8 protein-coding genes are annotated in these 16,505 nt (G+C 45.8%); 5 read left to right on the top strand and 3 right to left on the bottom strand.

Going from position 1 to position 16,505, the window contains the following annotated elements; all coding sequences use genetic code 11:
- Window positions 1-81: 81 nt before the first annotated feature.
- From FCL48_RS23155 to FCL48_RS23145, 3 genes are all read right to left on the bottom strand, one after another.
- Window positions 82-699 (bottom strand): plasmid pRiA4b ORF-3 family protein, encoded by a 618-nt coding sequence (locus tag FCL48_RS23155; RefSeq protein WP_136876186.1) that lies wholly within the window; start codon window positions 697-699, stop codon window positions 82-84.
- Window positions 700-819: 120 nt separating this feature from the next.
- Window positions 820-2,235 (bottom strand): GTPase/DUF3482 domain-containing protein, encoded by a 1,416-nt coding sequence (locus FCL48_RS23150; RefSeq protein WP_136876184.1) that lies wholly within the window; start codon window positions 2,233-2,235, stop codon window positions 820-822.
- Complete coding sequence (locus tag FCL48_RS23145; protein WP_136876182.1) at window positions 2,232-3,791, bottom strand: DUF2868 domain-containing protein; 1,560 nt, start codon at window positions 3,789-3,791, stop codon at window positions 2,232-2,234. The genes FCL48_RS23150 and FCL48_RS23145 overlap by 4 nt, the downstream gene beginning before the upstream one ends.
- Before the next feature lie 906 nt (window positions 3,792-4,697).
- Here FCL48_RS23145 and FCL48_RS23140 point away from each other — a divergent pair.
- The 5 genes from FCL48_RS23140 (at window position 4,698) to FCL48_RS23120 (ending at window position 16,379) form a co-directional block, all read left to right on the top strand.
- On the top strand, window positions 4,698-12,254 hold the full coding sequence (locus tag FCL48_RS23140; protein ID WP_136876180.1) for an SdrD B-like domain-containing protein: 7,557 nt from the start codon (window positions 4,698-4,700) through the stop codon (window positions 12,252-12,254).
- 17 nt (window positions 12,255-12,271) lie between these two features.
- Window positions 12,272-14,107, top strand: coding sequence for a TolC family protein (locus FCL48_RS23135; protein ID WP_169309350.1), 1,836 nt, complete (start codon window positions 12,272-12,274; stop codon window positions 14,105-14,107).
- Between the two features lie 86 nt (window positions 14,108-14,193).
- Window positions 14,194-15,018, top strand: coding sequence for an efflux RND transporter periplasmic adaptor subunit (locus tag FCL48_RS23130; protein ID WP_169309349.1), 825 nt, complete (start codon window positions 14,194-14,196; stop codon window positions 15,016-15,018).
- Window positions 15,019-15,076: 58 nt separating this feature from the next.
- Window positions 15,077-15,373 (top strand): DUF3467 domain-containing protein, encoded by a 297-nt coding sequence (locus FCL48_RS23125; protein ID WP_136876174.1) that lies wholly within the window; start codon window positions 15,077-15,079, stop codon window positions 15,371-15,373.
- A 16-nt stretch (window positions 15,374-15,389) separates the two neighbouring features.
- Window positions 15,390-16,379, top strand: a complete 990-nt coding sequence (locus FCL48_RS23120; protein ID WP_136876172.1) for a hypothetical protein — start codon at window positions 15,390-15,392, stop codon at window positions 16,377-16,379.
- Window positions 16,380-16,505: the final 126 nt, after the last annotated feature.

Below are 16,505 nucleotides of genomic sequence, written 5' to 3'. Positions count from 1 at the left end.
AAATTATCGTGAAATAAAGCGATGTAGAAAAGTCGGATACAATAATCTGTTCGAGACTCCCGTAGCCTGGAGATACGGGTTTTAGAGTTCTGCGAGCCTTTTCTTTGCACTTTCAAGGTCAAAAACAGCCGGGTCAAAATCAGGTCTGCCAGTCATTTCATATAAGCGGTGGTAGTCTTTACTGCCCGGCGTTTCAAAGGCTGTGATCAGCTGGTGGTATTCATGGATATCTACAACATCTTCAGGGGGACAGGCTCGTTCTCCGGCGAGAACTATGGGGTGGGATATCGGTTTTGTGGCGGGGACAACCTCTGAAAGATGAATCTCATGCTCCCATCCTCCACCAGCATCATAAATATACGAAAACATAAATCGCATACCTTCTTCGAGAGTATGCAACTGGTATTTATCTTCATCAAATCTTTTGGAGATCCTCGGGGTGTTGGATCGAATCGTCGGTTCGTAGCTTATCTTTCCGACAATGAACTGGTGGATATGGGAATCGCTCCAACCCATACTCCGTTGAATAACGTCATGGAGGTCTGCAAGAGTACAGGTGCCTGGGATTTGTATGAGTCGCCAGATAAGCGGGTCTGAAAATGTGATCGAGATGTGGAGAATATAACTGGGGACCGGTTTGTCTTCTTTGGGCTGGGACGGCTTTGTTGTAGAAAAAGTACCTTTTATAACCTGAGCCATGCGCTACTCCTTTTTCGGAATACTACGTTCAAGGTTGTCCGGTTGTTTCACTGGATCTGAGCTCTATTAAAGTTTAAATGATAATACAGGACAGGCTGGCTGGCTAGTCCATGTAAGATCTTAATCTCTTTGACTGATTTCCTCCATAGCCTGCAGGAGAAGCCCTCTGAAATCGTCGTGTGGCGGGAGGGAATGATCGTTTCCGTTGCCCTGTACAGCCTTGAAAAAATGATGGCATATTTTGATCCGTCTGGCGGACCAGTGTCTGGTAAATGCCAGGGTTGAACCATTTTCGCTGTCTACCTTTTCCAGGGAGTCGTAATCCCTTCTGCCGTGGGCCCAGTTGATCGTATACTGGTAGAAAAGAAGTGATCTGTTGAGGAGAACAAAGAGAAGGTCGATAGATTTACTCGGACCTATCTGTATTTGGTTACCGCCTAATGGAACTCCGAAAAATTCTGCTTCCTTTGAGAGCTTTTCTCCCCCGAAAAAAGCGCCCAGAGCTCCTGCCATGCCTCCCATTGCAGTGAACATGCCAAGCCCATGTCCAAGTGCCGCTACATCCAGGCTTGCACCAAGTGCTGCGCCACCGATGCCGCCGGCAATGATAACCTGTTTTTTGGTGAGGCCAAGCATCTGCCAGGTTTTTTCGTCAAAAAGGTCTTCGTGGAGCAGGGAGTGCGGAGGGAGTTCATAGTTGAATACATTGTGCCGGAAAAGCTGTTTGATCTGTTTATGGGCGGTGGCTTCAATGGAACGAATTTTAGAACTGTACGCAGCAAACAGCTTTTCACGTGCCCTGGCAGGGGAAGTTGCTGAGCTGATATTTTCCTGGAGTTTGAGGCTCAAGGCCTGTTGCAGCAGGCCTGCAATAATGTCTGCACTGACATTGTTGCGGTTTTTCCAGTCTTTTTTGAAGACGGAGATAACCTCATCCAGGGTATTCTGCCAGTCCTGGTCAATGGATTTGAGTGCTTCGAGCAGTGAAATACGTTCTGAGTAGGTTGCCCGGTGGGCATTAAACCTGCGGTTGGAATTGAAATTTTTTCTGAACTCACTCTTCCAGGCCTCAAGGTGTTTCTCTTCATCGACCTTACAGTTGATTATGGCCATTCGGGGCCTGCCGGAAAGCCTGAGAATTTCCATTTCTGCCCTGTCCACATTACGCACAGGTCTTGATCCATCCACGATATAGATGATTCCAGCCCCTCGTTCAAGTGGAGACAGCAGTTCACAGTCATCATGCAGCTCGGGAATCAAAGCCGCATAGGCTCGAAACTCTTTTATGGGATCGGAGCTTGTTGAAAAACGGTTTTTCAGCTCGCTGAGGACCCGGCCGGGATTTTGAAATCCTGGGGTGTCGGTGAAACGAAGCATTTCTCTGCCATCGATAATAACCGGAAAGGTCCGGCATACCGTTGTTTCACCTGGGGTGGGACTGACGCGCACCGAGTCATCTTCTGCAAGAGTTGAAAGTACAGAGGATTTTCCTTCGTTGGGGTGACCCAGTATGGCAAATTCAGGGGGGAGAGTCATTTGGTTATTCCTGTTATCGCGGAGAGGTGGATATATGGATCTCCGATGGATTGAATCTTTTTACTCCAGATAGTGAAATCAGTTGCTGCGATTTTTGTAAAATGAGCCCCTTCGGGGGAACCTGTAAGTGCGATTTCAATAATGGTTTCTGGTGTAGATAATTTCCTGATATCTTTTAAAAAAACTAGAAAATCAACCAGGGGAACCATCCATGCTTCCATAATTATATAAAAACCGGTTTCGTCCATAAACTCATTTTTACTCAACGTCTGCAGCAGCTGTCGATCCTCTTCGTACCCGCACATGAAACGATATTGGGCCGTTAAAGTATAGCCCTTTTGGCCCATGAGTTGCGTAAGGCTCTTAACAGGAAAAGAATCGCAGATGTCATCTGGAATAAGGAGAATTCGCGGCGGAGCAGTGCTGGTGGTCTGCGAACTGGCAATCGCGGGCTCTGGGTTAGAATCATCGGTTAGCTCATGGGGCAGATCCTGAGCCTGGGTGCTGACAATGGGGGTGCGCATCCGCCGTAACAGTGCCGCATATTTCGGAGTGTTCCATTTGAGGTTTTGTAATGAGACACCCTCGAGTAGTCGGCTGGAAACATAAAAGATGAGACGGAGAATCAGGCCATAAAAGACGAGGCACAGAAGAAGAAATGGCCACCATGCTACAAGATCACCGGTTGCGAGGTGGTAGATCCCATCTTTGAGTACGATGTGGCTGCCTGCAATTTCGGAGATACTCGGTGTTGCCAGACCTTGTGGGAACAGCCAGCTCCAGGGGAGAGCAAGAAACTGAACCATTTTATACATGGCGATGTCGCTGAGCTGGAGGGTTGACTGCCAGCCAAAGGCCAGATCACTGGTAACAATCTTTATCAGTGAAGTAGTAAGAAGGCCGATGTTAAAGGTAATGCCAAACAGTTGGGCGAGAGAAAAGATGGGCCAGTAAAAAAGGGAGCCGTAAATTTTGCTTCTGCTTCTGATAATACCGTAGGCTGCTCCAATACTTTCCCGTTTGTCTCCACCTAAACTCTGGAGCCACTTGCGGTGCAGACGCTTGAACAGTGCTTTACCAAGGGAGTGGAGGAGGAGATAACCTGTTTGAGGCAGGCCAGTTTCTGAAATGAGTTTTCTAAAGGCAATGGAGCCAAACAGCAGTAGAGCAAAGAGAAGCTGTGAAAAGACGAAAAAGAGAAGGAACTGTAAGACGTTAACGGGAGTGGTCCCTGCATAGGCAAAAAAAGCCCAGCCTGCAAAGAGACCTGCAAAGAGCCCTTTTATAGAAACCAGACTTGATGCAAGAGCACGGCTTTTCGTGAAAATTGTTCCGGGGCTTTCGCTCTGTCCGTGAACAAATTCACTTTTCAGACGGACACCCAGCCAGCCGGACAGCAGTTCGACCGTTGTCAGCTCATGGTCTGATTCCTGTTCAACAAGGCTCAAAGCTATCTCACGGTCCCGCAGGTGGAGCTTTTCGGGGGAGATATTTGTGTCTTTGTGGAGAAAATATTCCAGGTCTATAATGTTTCCGAGTGAGTACAATGTTTTCATAACCCCACTATAGCAGATGAAGACAATGAAAACATCGTAGTGTTATAAAATATCAGGTAAATTTATAGCTTGATTTAGGGTGAGCCGGCAAAAATATCTTACAGGGAGCTAAAAAACTCGGAAGCGAGATGTTACCTGCGTAATTCTGCGCAGCATCTGAAATATTGAAGGATGCAGAAATTGTTGTAGTCCAATTGCCATGTACTTCAAATTACCTAAAAAATAAAATCAAAAACCGGAAAATGCAGTTTTTAGATGACATTGCAAGAAATTCAATAAAGCATCTGAGGTAATCAGTGCAAGTTGTTTTGTCTTTCGCTGAGGACTACTGACAGTAAATTGGAGTTGTAACGAATGTATGGTGGATTAGATCTGAGTGACGGGCCGCGAATGGGTTGTATGAAACAACCGATTGGTCGCTAATTTTCCCCCTGCTGATATTTCAAAATAACGGCTTTTTCAGGTGAGTATTTCTTTATCCTGCTCAAAATCTCTTGGGTAAACCATGACAAAGGTTCATTGGTACAGTTTGATAAGTTGCTAAATGTGTAGGTATATTTGTTGATATAATGTACACTTGTAGATATATTTTCATCAAAATTTGTTAAGAATTCTGGCCAAAGGGCTAACATAAAAATATTTTTACCGGTTGCAACCAGAGATATTTTTATGAATATGCGTAGCCCCTATTGACCCTTTTCTTGTCCTGTACCGCATCAATTATGACAGGTAATTGCATATAGTAATCGTTATTATTTACTGCTTCCTTACATACACAATGTATCTGCTGATATAAGGTATACTCATAGAGATTTTTCTGTATCGTTCTTTACGATTATGTAAGAAAGCTTGGCTGGTCCGTAAACGTGAAAGCGCCTATTGCCGGTTTCTATCTGGGATATACTTATGAAAAAAACTACACCATATCAACTGATTCTAGAGTCGCTCGAAGAGCGTGTATTTTTTGACGCCAATCCAGTTGCTGCACTTGTTGAGCCAACCGATGGAGGAGTGGAGGAAACTTCGCTGGATGGTGCAGAGATGCAGGCAGAGAGTGAGACTGTTGCGGCCAGTCAGGAAGTAGAACAGGTGGATGCGGGAGCGTCCCAGGATGATGTTAGTGTAGAAGTCGAAGGCGCTGCCAGTGACTTGGCAGAAGCACAATCTGCTGCAGACGCCATGATGCAAACGGAGGCTGATGAGTCCGATCTTGTTGTGGCCGATGCTGGTGACGTCGACACTCAGGCTGTGGATTCAGAAGATGTTGTAATCCCCATTGATCCGATGATCGGTGAAGATTTCACTTTCACTGTGACTTACAATAATGACCGTACAGAAACTGTTTACGGCCCATATATTGATCTTGTCCTTGATCGGGGGCTTGAGGGAGACGAGGTTACTGATGTTACACGAACAGATGACGGTATTTCTTTTGAAAGTGCCACCTATCTGGGAGTCGATGTTGAGTATCATACGCAAATAGTTAATAACGCGGGCGAGGTTACCCACAACTGGGTCAAAGACCCCAACACAGGAGAGGCTCTGGTTATCACGGGGCTTAACCCTGGAGATGAGTTTGTAACCTTGCGTTTGCCGTTTGGATCTTTTACGCCTGATCAGACGGCCGCCGAAATTGAGGTAACCGCCCATATGAGTGAAAATGCCGATGTGGGTGATATTAACGACCCTGATGCTGCCCTTGATGTCACCATTTACAGGGGGGCAATGTATGGTTTAACAGCTGCTGATGACTATACTACGGATAATCCAATACGGGATGGTGGGGAGACTATAAGTTTTCTTCCAGAGGTTATCGCCTTTAATACTGAAATTAATGTCCCCACTGTTGGATCTGATTGTCAGGAACAGCATGATCCGATTGCTGATGATATTCGGGAAGTTGCCACTGATCTTGATACTGTTTTTGAGCAAAATTATCAGGAAATCCCAACCGGCCCTAACTTCCCGGCAGAATACATATCTACCATCGATATAGCCGAAAATCAGAATGTAGATAGTCTTGTCTATACTCAGGAGGTTCCAGATTCCATCTATTATACCGGGGTTACGTCTATCTCTGTTGGGGGGGTGGCTTTGACTCCGGCGGGTTATAACATCGTTCGTGAGCCTACAGGAAATCAAGGGGGAGCTCTTGAAATACAGATACTGGGGACGGTTACAGGTACAGCCGCCGACGATGATGTCGTAATACACTATGGGTTTTATGTTCCAGAGCAGAACGGGGCCGGGGATGCGATTATAGATCCTGACTCAGCGGATGATGTTCATATTATCAATAATGGTGAAGTTTCTTATCACTGGGTTCCCAGGGACGCTTATGACCCAGCTGTTACCGCTACTATCTACCCTGAGGTTGATGAGGATGGTAACTTTTCAAGTAATGAAAATATCGATGACATCTTCCACGCGGAAGCCATAACTATCCAGAAGAGTCATTCTCCTGATGCTGGAGGTGATGACGGGTATGTTCCCGGGGAGATTCTGACCTACAACCTCGATTTTCAGATTTCAGACTATTTTGCATTCGGAGACAGTAACATAAATGACTCCATCTATGCCTTCAGGATCGAGGATGTTGTTGCAGATGGCCTGGAAGTCGACCCCACCACGATCACCATTGATCTCTGGGAGAATGGAACCCAGATAGCCACGTCTGTCGCCCTGACTCCTGGGGCAGTAGGGAGTCAGGTCTGGGCTGAGACCCAGACTGATGGCTCGATAATTTTTTTCTACAACCTTGATGCTATTTTACGTTCTGCGGGAATAACCGGGGAGGCAGCGGATGGTATCCTTCAGGGTGGGGAGACAGGCGCAACCACTGGAACCATCACATACGACGCGACAATACTGGATCAATATCGTGTGGATCCGGCTACTGGGGAGCATAATGTCGACCAGGGCGATAATCTGCAGGGTGGTGTCACCATCTATGGGGACGTATTTACCAAAGGGGTGGTCCCCGTTGCTACAGGACAAAGTGAGGATGACGAGAGTTGTGACAACGTAAACATTGTTACCGGTGGGGTTTCAAAAAGTATTATCGCTATAAATAATTCTGAAAGCGGCTGGGCTACAGATGGTACGAGTGAAGACAGACCTATGATCTCTCCTGGCGACACGGTTTCTTACATCATTCGCTATGACATGCCAATCAGTAGCGTTGAGAATTTTGACTTTGTAGACTATTTGCCTCTCCCTGTTTTTAATGCAGCTGATCCAGACCAGGATGGCACAGATGTTTTTAACGGAGATCCGTGGGTTGAGGTAGGCGCAGACGATCCCGCCCGGTATGCTGCCGGCAACTGGTTTTTTACAACCGCAAGTACATATGATACTGGTAGTTTTGAGGGGCTCACAGTAGATCCTGGCCAGAACAGTCTCACTTTTAGTTGGTCAAACTATCATGACGAGTTTGATACTTCCAGTGTGGTTGAAGTTGTCTTTACTGTAGCTGTCTCCAATGATCCTTTTCCTGATGGTTTCTATCTCACCAACCAGGTAACTGCCTATGAGTCTGGTACAGAGTTAGAGAATTCTGAGACGAATGCTATTGACCAGATCGTTCTTAATGAGCCTGTCCTGCAAATAACCAAAGGGGTGATTAATACAGATAATTCAGCAGGAACGTATGACGGTAATGTCGGAACCGTTGAAACAGGAACGGTAACTGAAACTGCAGAGGCAGACTTTGGACTCTCTGTTGACGCAAACCTGAGCGGCATTGATGCCGGTGACACGGTAACCTTTGCCATAGTTGTTCAGAATATCGGTCATTCCGATGCCTTTGATGTTGCAATCTCAGACTCTCTGCCAGCTGGTTTTGCTATTCCTGTGACGGGATTGAACCTGAATGTTACAACGGGAGACCGCAGTATTTCTGTTGCTTTTACAGATGCTAACGGCCTCTCCTACGGGGACGCGGCTTTTAACTTCTTCTCCGGGATAATCCTGACAGATCCAGGAGCGGGAGCAGTAGCTGCCAACACAGACAATAACACCACCCAGACAGACAACGTGGTTGTTATCACCTACGACCTTGTTGCCACTGTCGATATAACTCCAGGGCAGACTCTTGTGAATACCGCTGCAATTACAAATTATGCCGGTGCCGAAGGTGGAGCAGATCACACTATTGTTGATCCAAGTGATACTGCAGAGGTCACTGTTGGTGGCCCAACGGTGACAAAAACAATAACTGGCACCAGTCAGCCTGATGCTGTTACAAGTGGCACTGATGTGGCCATTGGTGAGGAAGTAACCTATACGGTTCAGATAGCAGTTCAGGAGGGAACCACTGAGAGTGTACTCTTCAGGGATAACCTTGCTGACAATGGTTTGCAGCTTGTATCTATTAATTCAATATCTGCTTCTACAGATTTGGCCACTACTGCTCAAGGTGGGGTGTGGGATAATATAATTACCAGTAATATTCCAACTGGTTCGTATGACATCTACCTGAATTTTGGAGATATAACCAACAGTAATACCTACAACTCAACGCCTGAATATATTACCATAAATTATACTGCCTTAGTTCTTAACAATTCCGCGAATGATCGAGGAGATAATCTTGCAAACAATGCTCAATGGTTATCTGGTAGTGCCGTGTTGTCAAGTGATACTGAAACTGTAACTGTCGTTGAACCGGAACTCCAGATTAGTAAAGTTGCAGATAATTCCAGTCCTGATGAAGGGGATACTGTTGAGTTTACCATAGTAATTAGTCATACTGGTGGCAGTAACCAGGATGCCTTTGATGTTTCCTTCTCAGATACTATCCCGGATGGATATGAAAATGTAACCATCCTGCGTCAGGTTGGTACCGGGTCTCTGACAGGGATAACAACTGCCATTAGTTCCAGCGGGACAGAAGGGCGAGACTTAACCGGAATATGGGATGAATTCCAGCTCGGTGATACCTATACGATAGTCGTCTCCGCTGCTCTGGTTGCTAACCCTTCCGGTGGTCTGGACCTTTCAAACACCGCCTCCATAGACTGGACCAGTCTCCCTGATGGAGATGAAAACACTGATGACTCAAATGAGAGAGTCGGAGATCCGGCTAACATTGCCTATAATGACTATGTTGCCTCGGCAACAACCAGTGTAATTGTTGATCCCGGCGCGATAGAAAAAATAGCGCCAGATCCCTCAACGTATACAATTGGGGAAACGATACAATATTACATGATCGTCACCCTACCCGAAGGGGACATGGTGGATGTGCAGGTAACAGATACCCTGCCTGCGGGCCTTGAATATGTGGTGGGCTCTTATGAAGTCTTCACTACATTTGGTACTGGTCCGACTGATGATCCTTCAGGGCTTTTGACCAGTGATTTTGATGGAAGAATTTCGGATACCTCTTCTTTAAATAGTACTGTTGGTGACGGTAATGATATAGACTTCTCATTAGGTAATGTTACCGTTGTCTCGGACAATGATTCCTCCAACAATTCTTTTGTCATTGGTTTCAGGGCGATAGTTTTGAATGACTCGGTAAATGAGGATGGTGATACAAAAATCAATGTTGCTACTCTCAGCTATGACGATCCCAATGATTCTGGCAACGATAGAATAACGGTAAACGAAACTGATCCAACAGACTCAGTTGCAACTATAGTAGAACCTCAAATCACTACTACGAAGACAGTTGTCGATGCAGATGGGGGCGTGGGGGATACTCAAGCAGATAACCTCAATGATATAATGACCTATACTGTTGTTATGGAAAACACAGGTAGAGGAACAGCCTATGAAGTTTCGTTATCAGATGCTCTCGCTATTGGGACAGAATTTATTGCAGTGAATAGCATCTCCATAACAACAAGCAGTGTTCCGAGTAATGCTGTGACAGATCCCGATTTAATAACATTTACAAACACCGACGGCTTACTTGAGTTTAGTGATGACTCTTGGGATCTGGAAGTAGGTGAGACACTTACTATAAGATATGACGTGCGGGTAGTAGAAGCTTGGTTTGTCGGAGGAAATCACATAAACGTCGCCGATGCTGATTGGTCGGGCCGTAACGGAGAAGATGCAAATGAACGCATCTATGATGATAGCGACACCAGAAATCCAGGAATGTCCCAGGATGGCACTCAAGATACAGCCACTGCAATTTTCACGGTTCCACTAGGGGACGGTACTATAGGTGATACGGTCTGGTTTGATGTCGTCGCGGACGGTGTTCAGGATGCAGGTGAAACAGGTATTGCCGGGGTGACAGTAACAGCAGAAGTAATAAGTCCACTAGATGGCGCAACTGTATACAGCCTTACAGCCATTACAGACAGTTCGGGCAATTATTCCTTCACTCATTTACCTGATGCAACTTATAATATTCACGTTGAATCATCAACATTACCTTCAGGAATGACACAGACGTTTGACTATGACTTAGGAACAAATGTACTAGACCATACTGGCAGTTATGAAATCACAGATAGTGCTAATGGAGAAACCTTCCTGGATGTCGATTTTGGTTACACAGGTCAAGGATCCGTTGGAGATTATGTCTGGTATGATACCAGTCAGGATGGCATTCAAAATGAAATCGACCAAGGAATTGAAGGTGCAGAAGTCACGCTGCATGGTGATCTTGATGGTGATGGTACGTATGAATATACTGCCACAGCAACAACTAACGAGGATGGTTTCTACCAATTTACCAACCTGCCATTGGAAAATTATTGGGTTGAAGTATCTTCTCCCATCGGCCTTACCAATGAAACATACGAGCGGGATGGCTCTCTTGATAATAGGGTAGACATTGCCGATACGGAGTGGGATTCAACAGACCCTTCAATACAGGATCTTGATTTCGGTTTTGTCGGTACAGGTTCCATAGGAAACTATATCTGGAATAATCTCAATGGCGATAATTCCCAGGATGGTGAGTCTGGTATTGCCAATGTCACGGTGACCCTTACCGGAGATCTTGATAATGATGGTATCGATGAAACCCTCACAACTGTAACAGACGCGGATGGCCTCTATCATTTCGATAATTTACCATCTGGTGACTTTACAATCACGGTTGATGAATCAACTCTGCCCGAATCCTTTGTGCTAACTTCGGACCCAGATGGACCACGCGACAGTAGCTCAACCGTCACTCTCGCGGCGGGTGAAACCAATAATGCCCAGGATTTTGGCTACACCGAGACGGGTTCAATTGGTGACACTATTTTCTTTGATGTAAATAATAACGGCATTCAGGACAGTGGAGATGTTGGAATTGCCGGTGTTGAAGTTACTCTGATCGGAGATGTCGATCTGGATGGTACCCCTGACACCCTGACAGCCGTAACAGATCGCAACGGTAATTATCTTTTTGATGGCATCCTACCTGGTGACTATTCAGTAACCGTTAATCCTTCAACTCTGCCAGCTGGCATCAACCAGACCTATGATCTTGATGGTCTCGACACACCAGATGCCAGTGATCTTTCATTAGTGGCTGGTGAAGATAATCTTGATGTGGATTTTGGATATACAGGCACGGGTTCCATAGGTGATACCGTCTGGTATGATCTGGACGAAGATGGAGTGCTTGACCCAGGAGAAGAAGGTATTGCAGGTGTAAAGATTACCCTGAAAGGTGATTTTGATGGGGATGGGGTAACGGATGTTGTCCTCGAGACAACGACTGATACGAATGGTAACTATTCGTTTGATAATCTGTTTGCCGGTGCATATACCCTCACCGCTGATCCTTCATCGGTCATTAATAACTATTATCCTGTCTATGATTTGGATGGACTTTTCGATAATACGACGACTATCCAGCTTGGGGCCGGGGAAGTAAATAACAATGTTGATTTTGGGTACAAACTTGTCATTGTGCCGCCTGAGCCGCCCACTGTTCGACCACCTGAAATTGTAGAGCCGGGATTTATCTATGATCCTCTTTTCCAATCATATGTTGAAGGTGGTGAAAGAAGAGATGTGGATGAATTTATCGAGATGAGAGCGGAAGATTCGGTTTTTCAAGAGCCCCTTCTCCCAGTCAGCCCAATTTATACCGGACATGCAGAACCGGGCACGACGCTGAGGATTAATCTCACTGATGCGCAGGGCAACTTTGTTGGAACGCAACTGGTTATGGCAGACACCGGCGGGAACTGGTTGGCGAATTTTGCGGGTTCACTCATGTATGATATGCCGCATAGTATTGAAATTCAACAGGATTTGTCTCTTTATAACGCGAGTACCGCTGGGGGATTCAATCTGAGGACCTACTTTATGCCAGCTCTCAGCGATTCACCATTTACCAGTCTGGCGTTGAGCGTAGATTCAATTTTTGCAACCCGGCCATTTGTTATATTAGAAACTCTGAGCGAATACTATAACCAGAGCAGTGGTTTGGCCTGGGACGATCACTATGACTATGAATATATTGCAGTATCAACTAATCCATCGCAGAGCACATTGTAATGAAAAGGAGCTGTAGAATGAAAAAACTGATTTTATTGCCTGCTATTGGTGTCACATTGCTTCTCTCTTCTTTGCCAATGGCAATGGCGGCTGAAACCGGTGATATTGATCATGAAACAAGCTTTGAAGAGCTGAAGGCTAAAATGTTGGACCGCTACAGACCGCTCATTGAGAAGTTTTCCGGTGCTGAGCAGGTAACGATGTTGGCAATTGACCCGACTCTATCAACAGGTAAAGCTACCGGCACGAAGGATGATACCATGGTTTCATGGTGGCATGCAAAGGCGACAGTCCCACTTGCCGGGATGAAGCAATACACTGAAACGAATATTCCGAACCTCTACTCAACGACCTTGCATAACTCCAGCCAGGTTAAGGTGTTTGGGTACCTTCCACTTATTCGTAAAACGACCATTCAGGAGGCTGAAGGAGAATTTGATACCTCCCTCTATGCGAGTGGTAAGTATAATGATATCGACGAGCCTGTCGGAGATGATCTGCGAACGGGTGGTCCTGAAAGGTATGAAGAAGAATCGGGTGCGTTGAGTGTAGGATTGGAACGAAAATTTATTACAGGTACGACGCTTTCGTTAGAGCAGGGATATGAGTCTTTCGATTCCAATTCAACCTATCTTAATCCAACCGAGCAGGGTATCTCAAAAACCAGTCTCACCCTGACCCAGTCTCTCTTGAAAGGTTTTGGACCAGACTATAATGATGCCATTAAAGAGCTTGCAAAAATTGATTACAAAAGCGCCAACAGTGAACTGAAGCGTCAGCTTGACAGTCATCTTCTGGAAGTAACCCGCTCATATTGGGGGCTCTATATGGAGAGATCGCTCTACCTGCAAAAACAGCGACTCGCCGATAAAACGAAAGAGATCGTCCGGCAGATGGAAGAAAGAAAAGATATTGATGTAGAAGCCAGCCTGCTGGCGCGTGCTCAATCTCAGTTGTTTGGTCATCAGCTGGCAGCAGATGAAGCTCGTTTTTCAATTTTGAACGCTCAGTCGCGTATCTGGACGTTAACGAATGCACCAGAGTTGGTCAATGAATCTGGCCTTGAATATGTCACGGTAGAAAAACCCCTGCATGCCCTGCCGCAGGAGTCCATGGAGGATGTTTTTACGACTGCTCTTAAAAATCGTCCGGAAATTGAACAATCGCTGCATCAATTGGAATCCGCTCTTTTACGTCATTACCGAACAAAGAATGAATTACTTCCCGAGTTAGATCTTTTTGCACAAACCTATGTCAAAGGCCTTGAAGGCGATTATGATCATGGTGAGGCGTGGAATGAATCATGGGATGAAGGGGATCCGAGTTACAGTGTTGGCTTGCGTTTAAACTTTCCTCTTATGAACAATGCAGCAAAGGCTCGGGAGATGAGGAAGAGACTGGAAGTGAAACAACTCATGAGTCAGCTCGATACAACCGTTACCAATATTCTGCTGGAAGCCCAGATAACCTACAGAGAGATGATTAAATACAACATGGCAATGAAACGGCGCTATGCTGTGGTCCAATCGACAAATCAGGAAATCGATAGTCTTATCAGCCGTATCGATTACCTTATCTCAAAAAACGAAGAATACGGCTCAATTCTCTATAGATTACTGGATGCGCTGGAGCGCCTCAATCTGGCTGAAATGGAATTTACTACGAGTGAACTTACGTATAATCTTTCACTGGTCCAGCTTAAAAGTGCAAAAGGTACTCTGATCGATGAGTCCGGTGTGATGATTAAGGAAACAGTTGAGGATGATTTACCTAAAAATATAATAAACATTGGTGATATTAAGATGGATTCAGAACTGCCCTCTTCATCTGGAATTGCAGGTATTACAGAATAGCTGCGATATTAATGTAACGGGTTCAGTGGTGGAGTGACAAGAAAGCTTCACCGCAGTATTTTACTATGGGTTTGGAAATAATATTCATGTCTCGCAATGTTACTCGCTCCTGTGTTCTGCTGCCGATGTTCTGGCTCTTGTTTTTTGCCCACAATGTGGCTGCTGTTACCCTGGAGAGTTTTCTTGAACCGAATAAGAAGGTTGACATTGTTCCGGTAAATAGAGACATCGTTAGAGAAGTACATGTCGTTGAAGGGGAGAGCGTTAAAGCCGGGCAGCTTCTCGTTACTCTTGATCTTGGTGTGCTCAACGCCCAGCATGATACGGCAAAGATACTTGCCTCTAATCGGGGGCAGCTGGATTCTGCAGCAATCATGGTGGAGATGCGTAAGGCGCAGCTTGAAAATCTCAATCGCCTGGAATCCACCGGGCATGTACGGCCAAATGAACTGGAAAAAACCAGAGCTGATCTGGCGCTTGCCCAGGCGGATCTGCTGACAGCAAAAGAGAGTCGGAAGATTCGACTGGCTGAACTTAAACAGATCGAGGCCCAGATTGAGGTCAAAAAAATCAGAGCCCCCATTGATGGAGTTGTCTCAAGAATCTTTAAAACGGAAGGGGAGCTGGTCGGGCTCAATGATGAAGATGCCCTTATCACTGTTGTGCAGGCTTTACCGCTCCATGTTATTTTTCATATCCCGTATAATTTTATGGGAAATTTAGCTTCGGGGCAGAAGGTCACCTTGCACGTCAATGGACAGGATGAGATGGTAACAGGCACAGTGCTCTACTTCTCTCCCTTAGTGAACCCCGAGAGTGGAACTGTACGGGTTAAGATCGGCTTTGCTGATAATTTTGCAGCGAAAAGCGGTATCCGATGCAGTTTTGAAACCAATCAGCTGCTTCCATAGTAATTACTCACATTGTCGATTACTTGTGGAGAGAAAATTTTAAGTAAAGTAGGGGCTTATGGAAAAGAAACCGGAAGCAAAGCGCATAACAATACGCTACACAGATACATCAGTTCTATTCTCTTCACAATTTTTGGTCAACTCAACACCTGAGGATATTACTGTTGGTTTTTCTTCAGGTTATATGAAGGATCCGGGGACAGACGAGATGTCATTACCAATCCACTCGAGGATCGCGATGACCCACGCAGGAGCAAAGCGACTCCATGAACTCTTGGGAAAGATTTTGGCTGGTTCAACTGACGTTCCTGATTCCAACGGGATAAAGGGCGTGTCGGATGATCAAAAACACTAGATACCTGTAATAGAGAGTGACTTTTTCTAATTCCCGACCACAAGGTGGTGTTGGTGCTTCAGGCCTTGATCTGCGGCATCTTAAAGCCTCCCTTGCCGAAATCTTTGCAGAACATGAAAGTGTTTCTGGTCTCTACCAACATCTCACATCATTCATCGTATCGTTGACCGGTGCGGGTGTCGTTTCCATTGGCTCCTGCAAGGGGAGTGAACCATCTGAGGACATAACCTGTATTACAGATAAGGGGCATGGATGGGGCAATGACATCCTTGCTATCTTACAACAGGGCGGAAAAAGAGCAATTGAGCGTAAACAGGTTGCTGTAGCCCGTCTTGCGGGGCAGGACGAGGTGTTTCTCATTGCTGTTCCTGTTGAAAAAAACAGCTCTGAGGTTCTCGCTATTTGTGCAGCAGTGGAAACCAGCCAGCAATCCCCGGATATTTTCATAGTAATTTTTCAATTACTCGCACAGTGTCTATCGCTTTGGATGAGTGGTGGCCAACAGATTGAGACGTCATCTCCTGCGACGTATGAACACAATTTTTCTAAAATTCATGGCGGTGTTGCTGCGGCTCTTGCCTCTGGAGACAGAAAACAGGCTGGCCCCGTTTTTGTGCAAAAGATAAAGGAATACTTTCAGGCAGATGTTGTGATGTTGGCTCCCGGCCTGCAAAGTGTCGGCGGACAATCCATTTTGCACAGCTCGATAACGGGCTTTAGTGAAAGTGCTCCGCAGATGAAACTCATCAAGCAGGTGGTGGCAGAATGTAAGCAGCAAAAGCGGATGCTCACCTGGAAACTCGAACCCTTGTTGCCAGAGACCCTGCAGTCGCTTTTGCTTAGGGATATGACTGCGGCGCTCTTTGCAGGACAGGCTGTCTGTTTTCCCTTGAGGGAACAATCCGGTGCTGTAATTGGTGCACTTCTCGTCTGCTGGAATGAGCCTCAAAACGACCTGGCCTTAAGGATTAAGGCCATTTTAAAGACGGAAACAGAAGTGGTCTAGCTTTTTAGACCACCACTTGGCTGTTTTTAGATATGACGCATAGTTTCAGATCTGTTTCCACACCCCTTCCCCGCGGGGAAGGGGTGACTTCGTTTTTCAAGCCGCTAAAAATAATTTTTTACTATA

The organism is Desulforhopalus sp. IMCC35007 (assembly GCF_005116575.1).
GTDB lineage: Bacteria > Desulfobacterota > Desulfobulbia > Desulfobulbales > Desulfocapsaceae > Desulforhopalus_A.
Note: the sequence above shows the minus strand (reverse complement) of the source record. Positions and strands in the feature narration are given on the sequence as shown.